This is a genomic window from Nocardia pseudovaccinii NBRC 100343 (genome assembly GCF_001613225.1).
Lineage (GTDB): Bacteria > Actinomycetota > Actinomycetes > Mycobacteriales > Mycobacteriaceae > Nocardia > Nocardia pseudovaccinii.
Map to the genome: position 1 here is coordinate 1 of NZ_BDBY01000137.1, position 16838 is coordinate 16838.

Annotated in this window: 16 protein-coding genes; 4 read left to right on the forward strand and 12 right to left on the reverse strand. The window is 65.3% G+C overall.

Annotated elements, in window-relative coordinates; all coding sequences use genetic code 11:
• The 3 genes from NP3_RS16485 to NP3_RS50440 form a co-directional block, all read right to left on the reverse strand.
• Positions 1 to 264, reverse strand: a 264-nt coding sequence (locus NP3_RS16485) for a hypothetical protein (RefSeq protein WP_157124353.1), incomplete at its 3' end; no start/stop codon positions are given.
• A 209-nt stretch (positions 265 to 473) separates the two neighbouring features.
• A complete protein-coding gene (locus NP3_RS16490) occupies positions 474 to 1532 on the reverse strand; it encodes a GAF domain-containing sensor histidine kinase (protein WP_245720967.1) in 1059 nt (352 codons plus the stop codon).
• A complete protein-coding gene (locus NP3_RS50440) occupies positions 1438 to 2031 on the reverse strand; it encodes a DUF4118 domain-containing protein (RefSeq protein ID WP_245720968.1) in 594 nt (197 codons plus the stop codon). Before NP3_RS50440 ends, NP3_RS16490 begins: the two co-directional genes overlap by 95 nt.
• Positions 2032 to 2506: 475 nt before the next feature.
• Here NP3_RS50440 and NP3_RS16495 point away from each other — a divergent pair, with 475 nt between their 5' ends.
• Together NP3_RS16495 and NP3_RS16500 are read left to right on the forward strand one after the other, a co-directional pair.
• The gene (locus tag NP3_RS16495) at positions 2507 to 3055 is read left to right on the forward strand and encodes a Dps family protein (RefSeq protein WP_063042372.1); all 549 of its coding nucleotides are present in this window, start codon (positions 2507 to 2509) and stop codon (positions 3053 to 3055) included.
• Positions 3056 to 3150: 95 nt separating this feature from the next.
• On the forward strand, positions 3151 to 3555 hold the full coding sequence (locus NP3_RS16500; RefSeq protein ID WP_063042278.1) for a response regulator: 405 nt from the start codon (positions 3151 to 3153) through the stop codon (positions 3553 to 3555).
• Here NP3_RS16500 and NP3_RS16505 read toward each other — a convergent pair.
• Together NP3_RS16505 and map are read right to left on the reverse strand one after the other, a co-directional pair.
• Positions 3533 to 4180 (reverse strand): response regulator, encoded by a 648-nt coding sequence (locus tag NP3_RS16505; protein ID WP_063042280.1) that lies wholly within the window; start codon positions 4178 to 4180, stop codon positions 3533 to 3535. The genes NP3_RS16500 and NP3_RS16505 overlap by 23 nt on opposite strands.
• Positions 4181 to 4419: 239 nt before the next feature.
• Positions 4420 to 5187 (reverse strand): type I methionyl aminopeptidase, encoded by a 768-nt coding sequence (map, locus tag NP3_RS16510; protein WP_063042282.1) that lies wholly within the window; start codon positions 5185 to 5187, stop codon positions 4420 to 4422.
• 197 nt (positions 5188 to 5384) lie between these two features.
• Here map and NP3_RS16515 point away from each other — a divergent pair, with 197 nt between their 5' ends.
• A complete protein-coding gene (locus NP3_RS16515; protein ID WP_218024865.1) occupies positions 5385 to 7013 on the forward strand; it encodes a hypothetical protein in 1629 nt (542 codons plus the stop codon).
• Between the two features lie 155 nt (positions 7014 to 7168).
• Here NP3_RS16515 and NP3_RS16520 read toward each other — a convergent pair whose 3' ends face one another.
• The 4 genes from NP3_RS16520 to NP3_RS16535 are packed head-to-tail and all read right to left on the reverse strand — an operon-like array spanning position 7169 to position 11924.
• Positions 7169 to 8068 (reverse strand): alpha/beta fold hydrolase, encoded by a 900-nt coding sequence (locus NP3_RS16520; protein ID WP_063042284.1) that lies wholly within the window; start codon positions 8066 to 8068, stop codon positions 7169 to 7171.
• A 20-nt stretch (positions 8069 to 8088) separates the two neighbouring features.
• The gene (locus NP3_RS16525) at positions 8089 to 8976 is read right to left on the reverse strand and encodes an alpha/beta fold hydrolase (protein WP_063042286.1); all 888 of its coding nucleotides are present in this window, start codon (positions 8974 to 8976) and stop codon (positions 8089 to 8091) included.
• A gap of 13 nt (positions 8977 to 8989) precedes the next feature.
• Positions 8990 to 10033, reverse strand: a complete 1044-nt coding sequence (locus NP3_RS16530) for a fatty acid desaturase family protein (RefSeq protein ID WP_063042288.1) — start codon at positions 10031 to 10033, stop codon at positions 8990 to 8992.
• Between the two features lie 46 nt (positions 10034 to 10079).
• Entirely contained in the window at positions 10080 to 11924 is a 1845-nt protein-coding gene (locus NP3_RS16535; protein WP_157124356.1) for an NAD(P)/FAD-dependent oxidoreductase, read from the reverse strand.
• A gap of 185 nt (positions 11925 to 12109) precedes the next feature.
• Here NP3_RS16535 and NP3_RS16540 point away from each other — a divergent pair, with 185 nt between their 5' ends.
• Positions 12110 to 12580 carry an SRPBCC family protein gene (locus NP3_RS16540; protein ID WP_063042290.1) on the forward strand — a complete coding sequence of 157 codons (471 nt, stop codon included), beginning with the start codon at positions 12110 to 12112 and terminating at the stop codon, positions 12578 to 12580.
• Positions 12581 to 12593: 13 nt separating this feature from the next.
• Here the strand turns inward: NP3_RS16540 and NP3_RS16545 are convergent, their stop codons facing one another.
• The 3 genes from NP3_RS16545 to NP3_RS16555 form a co-directional block, all read right to left on the reverse strand.
• On the reverse strand, positions 12594 to 13400 hold the full coding sequence (locus NP3_RS16545; RefSeq protein WP_063042292.1) for an AfsR/SARP family transcriptional regulator: 807 nt from the start codon (positions 13398 to 13400) through the stop codon (positions 12594 to 12596).
• Between the two features lie 345 nt (positions 13401 to 13745).
• Positions 13746 to 14252 (reverse strand): WKL family lipoprotein, encoded by a 507-nt coding sequence (locus NP3_RS16550; protein ID WP_063042294.1) that lies wholly within the window; start codon positions 14250 to 14252, stop codon positions 13746 to 13748.
• Positions 14253 to 14274: 22 nt separating this feature from the next.
• Positions 14275 to 16569, reverse strand: a complete 2295-nt coding sequence (locus NP3_RS16555) for an MMPL family transporter (RefSeq protein ID WP_063042296.1) — start codon at positions 16567 to 16569, stop codon at positions 14275 to 14277.
• Between the last annotated feature and the right edge of the window lie 269 nt (positions 16570 to 16838).

Genomic DNA, 16838 nt, shown 5'->3' on the forward strand with positions numbered 1-16838 from the left:
CAGCCAACTCAGCCGCCACACTCCCCTGCTGGTTCGGTGGGTCATCCTGGCCGCGAACTCGACGGATTGCGGGTTGGCGATGGTCGAGTGCGTGACGTGCAGCGCGTCGACATGTCCGGCAATCAATTCGCCAACCTGCCCACCCGACCAGATCGCGGGTCGAGCCACGCGCTCGCGCCCAGCCGAGGTGGTCGCCCCGGCCGGTGCGCGCGTGGAAACTTCGGCGGCGGCTCGGGTTATGACGGCTTCCCGGTGTATGACCATGTCGAGACTCCTCGAATGCACAAAAGGACCGATGGAACGAAGTCCAGAGTCGTCTCGCCGCATCCCGTTGTCGTCGACGCTGGCCGCAGTCGAAAGACCCTACCACCGTGACTGTGCGAATACCTGCTAGCTGCAACTCCGCCCGATCGAGCCCGCTGGATCCGGTCCCCGGCAGGACGACACAACCCCGAACCCGCACAGGGTGGCGGTTACAAGAGACGTGTGCTGTCGTGCACCTCTTCTACTGGGATCGTGATGTACAGCGACGTACCGATCCCCGTCGGGCTGGTGACGAGTACGTGGCCGCCCAGCACTTCGATGCGATCTTTCAGACCGATCAGCCCCGACCCTTTCCTGGAGTCGGCGCCCCCGATGCCGTTGTCGCGAATCGACAAGCAGAGACTGTCGCCTTTCACCGCCGCCCGGACCGAAATTTCGGAGGCTTGGGCGTACTTGGCGGCGTTCGTCAGCGCTTCGGTCACCGCATAGTAGGCGCCGATCTCCACCGAATCCGGCAATCGCCGCTCGACGGCGATGTCGAGGTCCACCGGCACCGGGCAGCGGCGGGCCAGCGTCTTCAACGCCGGGACGAGTCCGCCTTTCGACAGGATCGCCGGATGAATTCCGCGCGAGAGTTCCTGGAGATTCTCCGTCGCGGCGGTCAAACCGGACGCGACCCGAGCGATCTGCCCGCTGAGAGCATCGAGTTCGGATGGCACCGAGTCCTGCAAAGAGCGCAATTCCAGCGCGAGCGACACCAGCCGTTGCTGGGCTCCGTCATGCAGATCACGTTCCAGGCGGCGCCGTGCGTCGTCGGCGGCCGCCACAATCCGGGCGCGCGACGCGGTCAGTTCCGCACGCGACTCGGCGTTGGCGATCGCCGTCGCGACGAGGTCGGCGAAGTCGGCGACGCGCGCCTCGGTATCCGGTGGCAGCGGACCAGGTTCGGCATTGCCGACGACAGCGGCGCCCCACACACTGCCCTCGACAACTATCGGCGCACCCACCGCGCTGTGCAGGCCGAGCTCGCGGATGCGCGCGGCGGCCCACCGGGGCGAGTTGTCGGCATCCATCCGGGCTGGGCGGCCGCTGGTGACAATCACGCCGACGATGTTGTCGCCCTCCAGCGACCAGCGCGAACCGACCGGCATCGCCGTGGTCTGCAATGGGTCGTCATGAGCCGAGACGAGGGCGGCGGTGCTGTCGGACTCGCAGCGCCACAACGACGCGTTGGCAGTGCCGAGCGCGCGGGCCAACTGCTCGGCCACCGTCGAGAAGACTTCGAAGCTGGGCGCGCCGCGTGCCACCAGTGGCCACTCGCCGCAGCGCGGCCTGCTGCTGGGCGAGCACACTGATCCGGTCGCGGCTCTCCTGCAGCCCGGTTCTGGCCTCTTCGGCTTCCCTGCGGCGTTGATCGGCTTCGAACGCCCGCACTCGGGCCAGCCCCGCGATGAAGTTCGTGCACAATGCCGCCACCAGGAATACGACGACGAGCACGCCGTTCTCGGAATCGAACGGCGCGACCTGGCCGCCGGACCTGGCATCGAAAATGGCCAGGGCGATGGCGCTGACCAGTGAGGTGGCTACGGCCAGGCCCAATCCCCACACCATGGAGACCACCAGGATGCCGAGCAGATAAACCGGCTCGAACGTCTCGCCGGGCGACAGATCCTCCAGGAGGACGACCACAAGCGTCTCCAGCGCGATGACGACCGCGGCGACCACGATCCCCAGCGACAGCGGCAGCGTCGCCGGACGCAGCAACACCGACCGAAGACCTGTTCGTACCGATGGGTCATCCTCGGTCGAGCCATCGCGCGGCATCCGCAGCACCGGCCATATCGAGGCCGGTCGCGACCTCCCGCCGCGATCGGACGCGCCACCCGGAAACCAACCGCGCATCCGCTTCCGATGAGGAAGCCGCGACCACCTCGGCGGCATGAATTCAGTATCCTCCGTGCCACGATCGGACAATCGGGTGGTCGCTCCGGTCGAGAGCAGTTCCGCGGTAGCGGGCAGGGGATCTTTCCGGGTAGCAGGTGCGGTGAACGGGCGTCAGCGGTAGCGACACGAGTGCGTCGAATGGCGAAGCTGATAGCGGAGGGCGAACAAGGGGCAAGTCGAAGCCATCTACCTGCGCCTCACGACGGCGGCCGAACACCATGAGCCGCCATGCGTTTATCAGCCGTTCCACTACCGATTGCCCCCGTCGATCGGGGCCCGCCACGAAATGGGAGCAACCATGTCCACCACGTCGATCGTCCCCACCTCCGCATTCGCCGCCTCGGGGTTCCGCGCTTCGCCACGGCTGCGCGCGAACCTGCAACAGGTCCTTGCCGATCTCGTCGCATTGCATTTGCTGGGCAAGCAAGCGCACTCGAACGTAGTCGGCCACAATTTCCGCGACTTGCATCTTCCGCTCGATGAAGTCGTCGATTTCATCGAGTTGCAGGTGCAAGTCGCGCAGGTCGTCGATACCGCCCGCGAGGGCAGTGACATCATTGCCGAGCGAATGCGAGCACTGGACGCGATGCCCGACGGACGACCCGAGACCGTTGCCGCGATGACACAGCTGAAGGCATTCCCTCCTGGCGAACAGAACACCGTCGGGGTGGTCGGGTTGATCTGCGACCGGCTGTGCACTACCGCGGGCACGATGCGCGCCGTTCATGACGCCGTCGACGCAGAGGACCCGTCGACGGCGGACCTGCTGCACGCCCTCATCGACGACATCGAGAAGCAGCGGTGGATGCTGAGCGCCGAGAAGCGCACCGCCCACCAGACTCGATGATCACCGTGCGGCCGTGCGCGCTGGGCATAGCCGATGGCGCGAAGTTCCCGTTAGCGGGGATGCGCGCCCGTAGCGGGCTACCGGACACTCAGGTCATGGAGCCGTCAGCTCAGCGTTTGCGCTGTTTCATCGTCGATGACAGCGTCGGCTTTCTCGACGCCGGACGCGAACTGCTCGAGCGCCAGGGGATCGTCGTGGTCGGCGTGGCATCGACCAGCGCCGCGGCGCTGCGGGGTGTCGCGGAGCTGAGGCCCGACGTGACGCTTGTCGATATCGAGCTCGGCGCCGAGAACGGCATCGAACTCGCCGAGCGCCTGCTCCGCCATGGCGGAGCGGTGATACTGACCTCGGCCCGTGCCGAGCAGGATGTCGCGGATATGGTCGCTGCGAGCCACGCGATGGGCTTCTTGTCCAAGTCCGCGCTGTCGTCGAGCGCGATCCGTGAACTGCTCGCTGCCGAAGACCACCGCGAGCCGCTCAGCGGGCCTCGAGAAACGTAACCACCGCGAGGACCCTGCGGTGGTCGTCCCCGGTCTCGGGCAAATCCAGTTTGGTCAAGATGCTGCGCACGTGCTTCTCGACCGTGCCCTCGGTGACCCACAGCCGACGGGCGATGCCACCGTTGGAGCGCCCCTCTGCCATCAGCGCGAGCACTTCCCGCTCCCGCACGCTGAGCACGGCCAGCGGGTCGTCGCGTCGGCGGGCCGACACCAGCTCCTGCACCAGAGCGGGGTCGATGACCGATGCGCCCTTGGCAATCCGACGAAGGGTGTCGACGAACTCCTCCACATCGGTGATCCGGCTCTTGAGGAGATAGCCGATCCGCTGACCACCGGCCAGCAGCTCGATCGCGTCCTCGACATCGGCATGCGCCGACAGGACCAGGATGCCCGTCTCCGGTAGTTCGCCCCGGATCACCCGGGCCGCGTCGAGCCCCTCGGTGGTGTGCGTCGGTGGCATCCGGATGTCGACCACCACCAGGTCCGGTGCTTCGCCGCGAACCAGCGCCATGAGTTGCGCGGCGTCTCCGGCCTGCCCAACCACGTCGAATCCGTTGCGTGCGAGCAAGCTCGCGACACCTTCGCGAAGCAGGACGTCGTCTTCGGCCAGAATTACCCGCAACATCCACCTCCGACCTGTTCATCCCGAGCATACCGCCAGCAACTGGGCGCAAGGCGCGGGCGGACAAGCACTCCCGCGGCTGCCGCAGCAGTCTCCGAGCCGATTACGGCGGCTCCGTCAGAATGCGGGGGAATTCAGTATCGCTGGAGGTCGTCGACCGTACCGACGGACGTCCGCAACCACTTCGAACAGCGCCGTTGTGCGCACGCTCGACGGCGGCTGAGTTGAGCGGCGGTGACCCGTTATGCGGCGGCGGTCAGCACCTGGGGTCCGTCAGCGGTGATCGCGACCGTGTGTTCGGAGTGCGCGGTCCGCGAGCCATCCACCGAGCGGATCGTCCAACCATCCGGATCCGTGTAGATCCGGTCGGTCGTGCGCGCGAACCACGGCTCGATCGCAATGGTCAAACCGGGTCGCAGCGGATACCCGCGACCAGCGCGTCCCACATTCGACACATGCGGATCCTCGTGCATCGTCCGCCCGATTCCGTGTCCACCGAATTCGGTATTCACCGGGTACCCGTTCGCCCGCGCTACCGCCGCGATGGCAGCGGAAATATCGCCGATCCGGTTGCCGGGCAACGCCACCGCGATGGCAGCCGCCAGCGCATCCTCGGTGGCCTTGATCAGCCGCAGATCCTCCGCATCGGCGGTGCCGACGATCATGCTGGTGGCCGAATCGGCGACCCACCCGTCGATGCCCAGCGCCAGGTCCATGCTGAGCACATCCCCGTCGCGCAGCGCGTAGTCGAACGGAAGTCCGTGCAGAACAGCATCATTCACCGATAGGCAGATCGTATTCCGGAAGGGTCCGCGCCCGAACGATGGCGCATAGTCCAAGTAGCACGACACCGCGCCGCGCTCCTGAATCCGCTGCCGCACATGCTGTTCCAGCTCCAGCAGATTCACTCCGACCCGAGCCAGCGTACGCAGTTCCGCCAGGATCTCGGCGACGAAGCGCCCCGCCACCCGCATGCGTTCGATCTCTTCCGGCGACTTCAACTCCACCATGCCCAAACCTCCATCTCGGTATTTTAATACCGAGCATAGCGGCGATCGGTATAAAAATACCAATCACCTCGCGTGACCAGGCGATGTGTTATGTTCGCGAGCACGAAAGAGCACTGGTTTGTTTGGTTGTTCGCCGCTCCGAGCGGCATGCGTTCCGCCCGATCGACACCCCGATAGCGAACGTAGAGGAGCAAGCGATGAGCCCGCGCCGCAAGGCACTCGTCGTCGCCGTCGCGCTGGCCGTGGCTCTGGCCATCCCCGCCTGCGGCGGCAATTCGGCGAAGAAGGAGAACCAGTCGGGCACCGCCGCAGGCCCCGCCCGCAATCCCTACCTCGCCGCCGCGACCTACGGGCTGACACATATCGATCCGGGCCAGTCCGACACCTTCCCGTACCAAACGCCGCAGGGCGAATTCCATATCGACCCGAAGCAGCAGCAGCGCATCACCTCGGGACCGGTGAACATCATGACGCTCGCCGCCACCGATCCGGACCACATGTGGGTCTCCTCCACCCAGGGCGTGGTCTATGTCCAGGTCGGCAATGGCATGTTCCACGAGATCGCGCGTGCGGACGCACCGGGCGTGACACCGATACCGTCGCAAGCCTTGGACCGTGTGCTCAACCAGAACTTCACCGACCCGGGTCAGGTGGAGGCCGCCGTGCACAACGACTGGGGCGTCGATTGGACGCGCATCGTCAATGGCGTCTACAGCCTGGTGGACAAGGACAATCGGGTCTACTACGTCACGCAGAACGCGCAGATCGTCGTGTTCGGCTTGACGAATGCGAACAATCCAGAAGCGGGCGTACGGGTGCTGCGCACCCTCGACTTCAAACCCTGGCTCGGCAGCGGCCCCGGTCTGGGCGGTCAACCCGAGTCCATCGTCGGTCTGAATATGACCTATGACGGCAAATTGGCCGTGCTCAGCACCCGCGGGCTGTCGATCATCGACCGCAGCCTGCAGGGCGAACCGCAGCAGGTCCATTTCGGCGCCGACGAGGTGGTCTCCAATGCGATGGCCGTGGACGACAAGGGCGGGATCTACGCCGCCTCCGACAAGATCATGCGCAAGGTCGTCTGGACCGGATCCAAACTTTCGACCGCCGCCGACGACGGCGCATGGGCATCACCCTACGATTTCGGGCGGCAGCCGCCCGGGGTGAAGTTCGGCATCGGCACCGGCTCGACACCCACGCTGATGGGCTACGGCAAGGACGACCGGCTCGTCGTGCTCACCGACGGCGCCGACCGGATGAAACTGGTCGCATTCTGGCGCGACGGCATTCCCGAAGGATTCCAGCCCAAGCCGGGCGCCAAATCCAATCGGATCGCCGACCAGATCCAGGTGACAGCCGGTCTGAATCCGCAGCCCGAATTCATCCAGAGCGAGCAGTCGGTCGTGGTGGACGGCTACGGCGCATTCGTGGTCAACAACGCCCGGCCGCAAGGCGCGCCGGACCGGCTCGTCGATGTGCTCGCGGGCGGCCCGGTATTCGCGCCGCCGTCGGGTGTCGAGCGGTTCCAATGGGATCCGGCCAACCACAGCTGGTCATCGGTGTGGTCGCGTGCCGATGTGGTCTCGACGAGCATGGTGCCCACCGAGAGCAGCAAATCCGGCGTGGTTTTCGTCAACGGCTACACCAAGGCCGACGGCTGGGAGGTGACCGGTTTGGACTGGAAATCCGGAAAGACGGTGCACCGCACCATCTTCGGGCAGAGCAATCTCGGCAACGGCGCCTACGCGCTGATCCAGTTCTTCCCGAATGGGGATCTGCTGTTCAACAGTGTCGGCGGACCGTTCCGGGTGAAGTACAACGGTTGAAGCTCGCCGTCATCGAACCGGCCTGCGGCAGACCCGAATGCTGTCTGCCGCAGCGGTTCTCGTTTCGCACCAGTAGACCGCCGCCACGGTGCTGTACGCACCGACGAAGCTCGACACCGTGGCGACCGGCAGCAGGACGAGCAGGACGATCCCAGTCACCGTGCGCTCGCTCGAGCGACGTCTTCGACGATGAAGTCCGCGATCAGGGCTGCGAGCTTTTCGGGCTGGTCCAGTGACGACAGGGCATAGGAGTCTTCGATCCACTCCAGCCGGGCATTGGGGAAGTCGCGGACCAACCGGACGGCGTGGGCAGGCGGAAAGATCTTGTCCTCGACCGACCAGGCGACCAGCACGGGCTTCTTGAATTCGGAGAAGTGTTTCGCGGCCTCGAGCGAGTAGACGTAGCGCGGATTCGACACGCGGAACAGGCGGCTCGCGTCGGCACCGACGCCTGCGGTGACCAGTGACGGCCATACGAAAGTGTCGCTGGTGGCGCGGTCGACCGGGTGCTTGATCATCCATCCGAACGCGAACGGAAGCCGACGCAACAGCGGAATCCGCAACGAGCCGAACATGATTCGCGTACCGAGCCGACTCACCAGGAAGAACATGAACCGGTACTTCTTGGGTGGGGCGTTGTCGTAGGACGAACCGGACGCCAGTACGAGGTGCGAGAGGCGCTCGGGGCGCTGCGTGGCGACGATCTGGGCGATCGCGGTGCCGCCGCTGTTGCCGACCAGGATCACATCGCGGAGTCCGAGCGCTTCGATCGCGTCGGCGACGATGTGCGCCAGGCCGGGCAGCGTCAGGGTGGCTTTCGGCATCGGGTGTTCATGGGCGCCCAGCGGCAATTCCAGAGTCAGACAACGGAATTTCCCCGACAGCAACGGGACGACCTTGCAGTACTCGTTGGCGTTGGTGAAAGGTCCGTGCAGGAACACGATCGGCTGACCGGAACCGGCGTCGTAGCAGTTCACCGTGCCCTGGGGTAGGTCGATCTCTCGTCGCTGGCCGAGATCCGGATGCCGCCACCACGGTCGGCTGTTCTTGTCCATGACTTTCGTTTCCTCCTGAGTCACGTGAGCGGCGTGGTCCGCGGCTCGTGCACGGTCTGGTCGGCGAATTCGATGATCATGCGTGCCAGCGCATCCGGCTGATCCTCCGGAATCCAGGTATACGAATCCTCGATCAGCCGAACGGTCGCGTTCGGCAGCACGGCATGGAGACGGTGCGCCAGCGATCTGGGGTAGATCTTGTCCTCGGCCGCCCAGATGATCAGCACCGGCTTCTCGAAGCTCGGAAGTCGCTGTGCCACCGCGAGTGTGACGCGTTTGTTCACGCGCAGCACCATGCGTCGGCCATCGTCGCGGATCGCGGCGCTCGCCCGGCACGGGCGCAGGTTGTTGTCCATGATGTCGCGGGGAATCGGCCGTTTCGCCGTGCGGCCGAACACCCAGGGCAGCTGCCGGACGAATCGGGAGCGCGTCGCGAGGCCGAGCAACCGCATCGAGCCGGGGATCCGGCCCGCGAGTGGCAGGTAGGCCAGGGTCGGCGGCGGGAAGTATTCGAAGCAGTCCGGGGCGGCGAGCACAGCGCCGCGGATGCGTTCGGGATGATCGGCCATCAGCAGTTGTGCGACCACTCCGCCGAACTGGTTGCCCACGACGATGACGTCGGACAGGTCGAGGCGCTCAAGCAGTTCGGTGACCATTCCCGCGGCGCCGGGTGCACTCAGATCGGCGCCCGGAACCGCGATTTCGTGTGCGCCGAACGGCAGATCGGGCGTGATCGCCCGGTAGCCTGCCGCGCTGACGCTCGGGACGACATTGCGCCACAGGTCACCGGTGACGATGGTGCCGTGCAGGAAGAGGACGACCGGTCCGGTGCCCCGGTCGCGGTAGAGAATCGTGCCGTTCGACAAGGCGATCCGATGGGATTCACCGAGAGATGCGCTCTGGGACATGTTTCCTCTCCCCTCACCCGGCCGCGGCGTCCCGGACCGGTCGGCTGGCCCAGTCGAGGTGATCGACGATGTCGCGCATCGATTCGAGGACGCCGGTTTCGGTGTATCCGTAGTTCTTGCTGATGAGGAAGCCGCGGACGATCGGGCGTGCGCGCTTGAAGTTGCTGCGCGGCATGGTCGGGAACAGGTGGTGTTCGATCTGGTAGTTGAGTCCGCCGTACAGGAAGTCGGTCGCCCAGTTCGGGCGCACATTGCGACTGGTGAGCACCTGGCGCTCCAGCCAGCCCGCCGGTTCCCCCTGCGTGGTCGGCATGCCTTTGTGGTTGGGCGCGAACGACATTCCCAGATGCAGTCCGACCAGCGCGTGGTACAGCACGATGAACGCGATGGCCTTGCCGACATCCAGCACGGTGAACATCGCACCGAAGAACACGATGCCATGAATCACGAACAGCACCGATTCGAGCACCGGCCGCCGCACTTCACCGTTCCTGATCGCACCGATCGAGGCGACCCGCAGCCGCAGGGTGTCCAGCGAGGTCAGCGGGAAGTAGATGTGCGCCTGGTGCTTGACCACCCACAGCTTCCAGCCCTGCCGCTGATCAGCGTGGGACGGATCGAAGATGGCGATCTTGCGGGTTATGTCGGGATCCAGATCGAGATGGTTGGGATTGCTGTGATGCTTGCCGTGATGGTTGATCCACCATCCCCAGCTCACCCCGAGCAGCAGATTTCCGATGGTGTAGCCGATGAACTGGGTCAGCCGCTTGGAGTGCGTGATCTCCTTGTGGCTCGCGTCGTGGAAGATGAACGCGAGCTGGACCGCGCACTCCGAAATGAACACGCACAGCGGCAGCTGCCACCACGAGCGGCCCAGCCAGACGAACGCCGCCCAGCCCGCCGCCCATGCCGCGAGCGTGAGCGAGATCTTGGCCGCGTAGTAGCCCGGGCGCATGTCCAGCAGCCCGGCCTGGCGGATCTGGCTGCGCAGCTCGGCGAACAACGTCGTATCGACCGGAGCTTCTGCGATGGGTAATTCGTGTTCCGTCGTTGTCATTGTCTTCTCCTCTGACGGGATGCCGACGCGCGGTGGGCGATTCCGGTCACGGCTGTGACTGGAGCTGCCGAACCTCCTGAGACGCTTCGGACGGTGACGGGGTTTTGGTGGGTGTCAGGGGCGCTCGGCTGCCCGCCGAGCGCGGCGTGCGGCGCCGGAAGGAATCGTCGTTCCAGGAAATGAACATGTCGCGCATCGCTTCCCAGGTGACGCGGCCGCTGCGACGAACTTCCCCTGAGGCGTGCAACCACGCTTCGTGCACACCGATGAGGGCGCCGCCGGTGAAGTAGGTACCGCGCACGTGGCTGGGCGAGCGGTACTTGCCCCATAGAATGGTGCGCAGGTTCGGCAGCAGGGTGAAGGTCTTCGCGGGCGTGTGATCGTTGGGGTCCAGCATGTTCCAGCTGCCCGGGCAGATCTCGCTCTCGCGCAGCAGCCGGTAGATGGTGGCGATGGTGCGGTCGCGCGACATCTCACCGGCCCGGTAGCGGCGCATGACGGCGACCGCGCCGTTGAGCAGCTCCTCGAACGGCTCGAAATCGATGCCCTGCACGCCCCGGTACGGCGCGCGCTCGAGACGGGCGAAAACGGCCGGATCCTTGGTGCGCTCCCACGCGATGGCGGCTTCCTGAATCGCGTTGGTGCCGTAGCACGTTCCCATCGTCCAGACACGATGGAAGGCGTTCCACAGCTCGAAGTCGTCGAAGGCGATGTAGCTACTCGACACCAGGTCGTCGTAGTAGCGAAAGGCCCGTTTGGTCCATTCCTCGACATAGAGGAAGTTGGCGGTGTCGAAGTTGTCGGTACGCACCGCGTCGATCAACCGGTGCCCGAGCGCGTGCAGCGACATGACCGTGGTGACCAGCCCGCCGGAGAACAGCGGATCGATGAAATCGCTCGCGTGCGGCAACAGGCACCACCGGTCGCCGACGACCCGGCGCGAGGAGAACTGGCTGCGCTCGCCGGAGACGAACGGCTGCACCGGAACCGCCGCCTTCAACTGTTCGGCGACGGAAGGGAATCGGTTGACGTGGTGCCAGAACTCCTCTTCGGCCGTCATGCCCTCAGGCTTGGGGTACCGGTCGATGTCGAGATTCAGGCCGATGCTGCACAGTTCGCTCGGGCTGCTCTCGTGGTTGTTGAACGGGATCACCCACAGCCAGCCGCCTTCGAAAATATGGTGCAGCGTGCTCTGGCTCAGCGGGCTCAGCAGCTTGTGTTCCTTGCGCGGCGGGCCGATCGTGTCGTACTGGGGCACGTTCACCATGTGGGTGAAGATTGCGCGGGTTCTGGTGCGATACGGCGGATCCTGCCGCAGTTCCAGCAGCTGCGGCAGCAGCGCGCGCATGCCGCCTGCGTCAACGACGTACTTGGCCCGGAAGCTGCCCTTGTCGCGGGTGACGACATCGACACCGTCGTCGTCGAAATGCAGGTTGTCCACCATCGTCTGGGTGTAGGCAGTAGCGCCGTAGGAGACCGCGACATGGAACAGATACGCGTCGATATCCTGGCGGAAGTAGTGCGAGTCGGGACCCAGAGGCGGTGCCAGGGTGAGGAATTGGTTGCACTCCCGTGGACGTGTCGGCTCGTTCTCGCGGTGGTAGACGAAGCTGAAGCTGCGCTTGATCCCGGTCGACGGGGAGATGTTGCGCCGCGTCAGCGCATGCGCCGACAGGTTCTCCAACTCGGGCACGTCATAGCGGCGCGCGAGGTTGCGCAGCCCGAACGTCGTCTCGGGAACCGTCGATTCGCCGATCGTGAATCGCGGATGGGCGCTGCCCTCGACGAGCAGGGTGCGAATGTTGTGGCGCGCGAGGATGCAGGCGAGCACGCTGCCGCCGATCCCACCGCCGATGATCGCGATATCGAATTGCCTCGAGGTGTCGAGGATGGCGGATCCTTCGTTCGCGGAATTCTTGGTGGCGGCTGCACTCGCCGCTGGTTTGCGCTTGTTGACCACGTGATTGCCCCTTCGTCTCGTGTCTGCGAGCCTGCACCGCAGCAGTGAAAAGACACTGAAATCCCCTGCGGGAGAACGGGTCAGGATGTCAGAGGGTCGTCGATAGCATCCGCCGTATGGTTGAGATCAATATCGTGAAAGAGTGCGCGGCACCGGCCGCGGTGGCCTGGGAGTACGTCGCGGACTACCGCAATCTCGAGAAGTTCCTGCAAGGTCTCGAATCGCTGGTGCCGACCGGAGACAGGACCCGGGGGCTGGGAGCACAGTTCGACGGAACGATGAAGTTCGGGCCGGTGTCCCTATCCGCGAAGATGGAATACACCGCGTGGGAAGAGGACCGGCTGCTCGCTTCCCGGGGAGTCGAGGGCGTCGACACCACGTTCACCTACCGGTTCGTCGATCTCGACGAAAACCGCTGCCGGGTCGATCTGCTCATCGAGCTGCGCTTGCCCGGGGTGTCCGGCCGGATGACGGCCAAAGCGCTGGAGCCGTTCCTCGGGATCGCCGCCCAGCGCACCGGGGAGAAGCTGAGCAGGCAGATCGCCGACTATCACCGCACCCGGCGTGCGACGGAAGCCGCGGATTGACCCCGGCCCGCACTCATTTCCATGTCGAGAATCGCGGACCACCGGGTAATGGGTTACCAAGGCGGTCCGCGATCGATTCCCTCCGCAAATGCTCGACCGAGGCGCGCAGACTCGCCCCGGGCCCGATACCGAGCTCACGGCGGAGAACCTGTACGGCTTGATGGTAGGAATCCATGGCTTCGGCCGATCGTCCCGATCGTTGCAACGCGACGATCAGGTGCTCCCACAGTATTTCGTTGAGCGGATCATCGGCCAGGAACCGTCGGGCGTGGAAGATCACCGTGCCTTCCTGCTCGAGCGCCAGCCATGCTTGCAGCAACGCCTGCCGCGCCGCTGTGCGCAGCTGACCGAGATTATCGGCCGCGGTCACCAGGAGCGGCCCCTCGGCGACATCGACCAGCGCCTCGCCGCGCCACAGGCCCAGCGCCTCATCGAGAACGGCCGCGACCACCGCAGGGGTCCTTCCCGCCAGCGGCAGCGCCCGGTCGACCAGATCGGCGAATCGGTGTGCGTCGATGGATGATTCGGGTAGTGCCAGGCGATAACCCGCCGCCGAGGTTTCGAGCAGATCCGCGCCCCCGGAGTTGTGCGCCAGCCACCGTCGCACCCGTGCCATATGGGCGTGCAACGTATTCTTCGCGTCCTTGGTCGTTCTGACCAGTCCCAATTCCTCGATGAGCTCGTCGCGGTGCACCGTTTCCCCCACGCGCGTGGCGAGAACGGCGACGATGCAGCGCAGCTTCCTTCCCGCGAGCCGGACCTCGTGGCCTGCGAACATCGTTTTCAACGGCCCTAGCACAGCGATCTCGATTTCGGGCATGCGCCGACAACCCCCCAGAAAAGCAATCAAATCCTTTGCATTGCAACACCCCACCCAGCGATGATGCGCAACGCGATCGTCCACTATCGCGGTAGCAGAACAAGAAATTGACGCGGCGATTGACGCACGTGAAAGAGATTGTGCCGCGAGACGACTCGCTCGTACTGCAACCCTCATCAGGCTGCCGGAGCACAGTCCGTCTTGTCAACCTAGCAGTCGGTTACATACCGACATCATGTGAAGTAATCACAAGATTCGCCGAAAGCCCTGTTCACATGAACAGACGACGCCCCCGAGTGCGTCGGCCGTTCAGGGCGGTCACGCCGCGAAGACCGGACGGCGCGCTCACTCGCAGATGGGCGAACTCTGCTGCAGGCTCTTCGCCAGACCGCACGCCCATCCCTTGTCGAGCTTCCACACCCCGTCCTCGGCGACCAGCGGCACCTGGGATTGGTTGGTCTGCCCGTAGAACGTGAGCGTCGCGTCCGCGTTGGCGGTCCCGTTGCAGTAGTCGGTGACGGCGGTGATCTGCGAGCTGAATCCCGCCTGGTTGAGTGCGACGCCAACCCGGGTGAACAGATCCGGATCGCCCGCGCTGCCCTGGACGAGCGAAACCTTCTCTGCCGAAGGAACATTCGGGTCGAGTCCCTTGCGGAGCAACCCGGTGAGCAGATCCACGGTCGGCGACGCCGGGTACTTCCCGTTCGGCTGGCAGTGGCCGGGCTCGTCGGCCTGGATCACCGTGGGTGCTGTCGTCTTGGCGCCGTCGTCGGAACCGCACGCGGTCAGCAGGGACGCACACCCCAGAGCTGCAACTGCGGTGGCGGCGACGATGGTGAGGCGAATCTTCATTTGTCGTTTCCGTTCTCGTGAGTCAGCGATCGTGAACAAGCGGTGCATCCTCGACGTGCGCCGCCTGTGCGGCGGCAACCGCGGGCTCGCTGGAGGTGAAGGTGCTGGTCTCGGTCAGCCCCCAGCGTTCGTGCCAGCGCGCGACCGGGCCCGGCGCCCACCAGTTCAATCTGCCCGCCAGCTTCATGAACGCCGGAACCAGCAGCACGCGGACCAGGAAGGCGTCGACGAGGACGGCGATGGTCAATCCCGTTCCCAGCGCACGCATGAACGCGATCTGGGCGGTGGCGATGGCCAGGAAGACAATGACCATGATGACGGCCGCGGCCGTCACGATCCGCCCGGTGTGGGCCATCCCGAGGGCGACGGAACGCACATTGGCCGCCACCGTGCGATCGGAGCGCAGCCATTCCTCACGCACCCGCGAGAGCACGAACACCTCGTAGTCCATCGACAGCGCGTAGACGATGCACGCCATCAACGGCAGGATGAACGCGATGGTGTGGTGGGCAGTGCTCGACGTGCCGAGGCCACCCAGGTGGCCGTCCTGGTAGAGCCACACGATCGCACCGAACGCCGCCGTCATCGACAGCACGTTCATGATCAGCGCCTTGATCGGCAGCAGCACACTGCCTGTCATCAGGAACATCAGCACCAGCGTGATCAGCGCGATAATCGCGGTGATCAGCGGGACCCGATCCTTGACGCCCGCGACGTTATCGATGTCGTGCTGGGCCTGTCCCGTGTAGAGCGCCGGTGCCGGGGGCGGCACCCGTTTTACCGCGGCCAACTGCTCTTTGCCGCTGTCCGCGAAGGGATCCCGGACGGTGGACACCGACAGATAAGCGGCGTCACCCTTCAGCGCGGCATCGAAGGTTGCCGCGCTGACCGGCCGACCAGCCACGTACATCCCGTTCGGCCCGGCCACGGTTGTCACATCCGCGACCTTGGACAGTTCCGCCGCGTACGCGCTGACCTCCTTGGGCGAGGCGACCCCGCTGGGCATCACGATCAAGATCTCGCCCACGGGATTCTGCTGCGGGAACTGCTCGCGCAGAATGTCACCCGCACGCCGAACCGTCGTGGAAGTGTCGGCATTTCGATCGTCCGGGAAGCCGAGACTGACCCCCAGGAACGGCGTGCCGAGCGCGAGCAGCACAGCACCGACCACCAGGATCACCGGAATCGCCCGGCGCATGGAGAATTTCGCGACCTTGTACCAGAACTGCTCTTCCGGTGCGCGCGGTCGCCCGACCACGCGGCCCAGCAGTCCGAGCACCGGCTTGCGCACGTCGAAGGCGTTCAACCGGTCCCCCAGGAGCACGATGAGCGCGGGCCCGACGATCAGCGCGGCCAATTGCGAAAGCACCACGGCGGCAACGCCGCCGTAGCCCAGTGATTTCAGCAGGGGTGCGGGGAACAGCACCAGTACGGCCATGGTCAGCGCCATCGTCATGCCGGAGTACGAGACGGTGCGCCCGGCGGTGTTCATCGTGACGGTCAGCGCGCGATCCGGCGCACTGCCCAAAGCGATCTCCTCGCGATACCGGTTCAGGATGAACAACGTGTAATCGACCGCCATGGCCAGGCCCAGCGCGGTCGCGATATTGAGCGAGAAGATCGATACGTACGTGGCCGAGTGGATGCTCCACAGCAGTGCCGTGGTGCCCGCAACCGCGAAGAGCGCCACCATCAATGGCAGCAACGACGCGATGAGACTGCCGAACACCCACACCAGCACCGGCACCGTCACGGGAATGGCGATGGCCTCCAGGACCAGCAGATCCTGGCGCGAGGTCACCGTGCCGGTGTAGTAACCCATTGCCAGCCCACCCGCGTTCACCGTCACACCGTCGTGCGTCCCGACGAAAGGCTTCGTCAGGTCGTGGGCGCGCATGGGCGCGGTGGAGTCGTCGCCGACAATGCGTGCGGCCACCAGCCCGGTACGGCGGTCGTTGCTCACCAGCGGACCACTCAGCTGCGACGGCGCCGACCAATACGACACCACCTGTCGGATATAGGGCGACTCGCGCAGGGCGGCCTCGACCTGTTTGCCTCGCGTCACGGCCGCGGTGTCATCGACACCGTTCGGCGAGGTCACAGTGAGCACGACCGACATGCCGCCGCCAGCATTGAACTTCTCGTCGAGAATCTGGTCGGCCCTGACGGATTCGGAGCTCGGGACGTCCTGACCGCCTGCCGGGAGCTTCCATGTCGCCGCCGCGCCGTACACCCCCGCGAGGATCGTCAGCAGCAGTGTCACGCCGACGATGCGGCGCGGATAGCGCCGCGCGAGCAGGGCCAGTCTCGTCATCATTCCGCGTCACGTCCTTCGTTCCTTGTGGCGCCCGTGCTGAGCCCACACCCCGAGCCCCGGCTTCGCATACTCGCAGTAGGCGACTTCACGAATGTTACAATACTCAGAGTATGTCGACTGTCAAGAGTCGGTGACAGCGCGTGACCATCCGCGCCAACCCGGAGGCCTCCCCGACCGAATGCGCTTGTAACAGCTGGACATTCGCTGAGCTGGTCCCGCCGCCTGAAACAACCTTCGGTCGCGAATCCCGCTGGTTTCAGCCGAATTTC

Excerpts from the sequence above, each read along its gene's own strand:
- NP3_RS16550 (WP_063042294.1), bottom strand. The coding sequence starts at position 14,252 with ATGAAGATTCGCCTCACCATCGTCGCCGCCACCGCAGTTGCAGCTCTG.
- NP3_RS16555 (WP_063042296.1), bottom strand. The coding sequence starts at position 16,569 with ATGATGACGAGACTGGCCCTGCTCGCGCGGCGCTATCCGCGCCGCATC.
- NP3_RS16540 (WP_063042290.1), top strand. The coding sequence starts at position 12,110 with ATGGTTGAGATCAATATCGTGAAAGAGTGCGCGGCACCGGCCGCGGTG.
- NP3_RS16515 (WP_218024865.1), top strand. The coding sequence starts at position 5,385 with ATGAGCCCGCGCCGCAAGGCACTCGTCGTCGCCGTCGCGCTGGCCGTG.
- NP3_RS16520 (WP_063042284.1), bottom strand. The coding sequence starts at position 8,068 with ATGGACAAGAACAGCCGACCGTGGTGGCGGCATCCGGATCTCGGCCAG.
- NP3_RS16530 (WP_063042288.1), bottom strand. The coding sequence starts at position 10,033 with ATGACAACGACGGAACACGAATTACCCATCGCAGAAGCTCCGGTCGAT.
- NP3_RS16545 (WP_063042292.1), bottom strand. The coding sequence starts at position 13,400 with ATGCCCGAAATCGAGATCGCTGTGCTAGGGCCGTTGAAAACGATGTTC.
- NP3_RS16525 (WP_063042286.1), bottom strand. The coding sequence starts at position 8,976 with ATGTCCCAGAGCGCATCTCTCGGTGAATCCCATCGGATCGCCTTGTCG.
- NP3_RS16505 (WP_063042280.1), bottom strand. The coding sequence starts at position 4,180 with ATGTTGCGGGTAATTCTGGCCGAAGACGACGTCCTGCTTCGCGAAGGT.
- map (WP_063042282.1), bottom strand. The coding sequence starts at position 5,187 with ATGGTGGAGTTGAAGTCGCCGGAAGAGATCGAACGCATGCGGGTGGCG.
- NP3_RS16500 (WP_063042278.1), top strand. The coding sequence starts at position 3,151 with ATGGAGCCGTCAGCTCAGCGTTTGCGCTGTTTCATCGTCGATGACAGC.
- NP3_RS16495 (WP_063042372.1), top strand. The coding sequence starts at position 2,507 with ATGTCCACCACGTCGATCGTCCCCACCTCCGCATTCGCCGCCTCGGGG.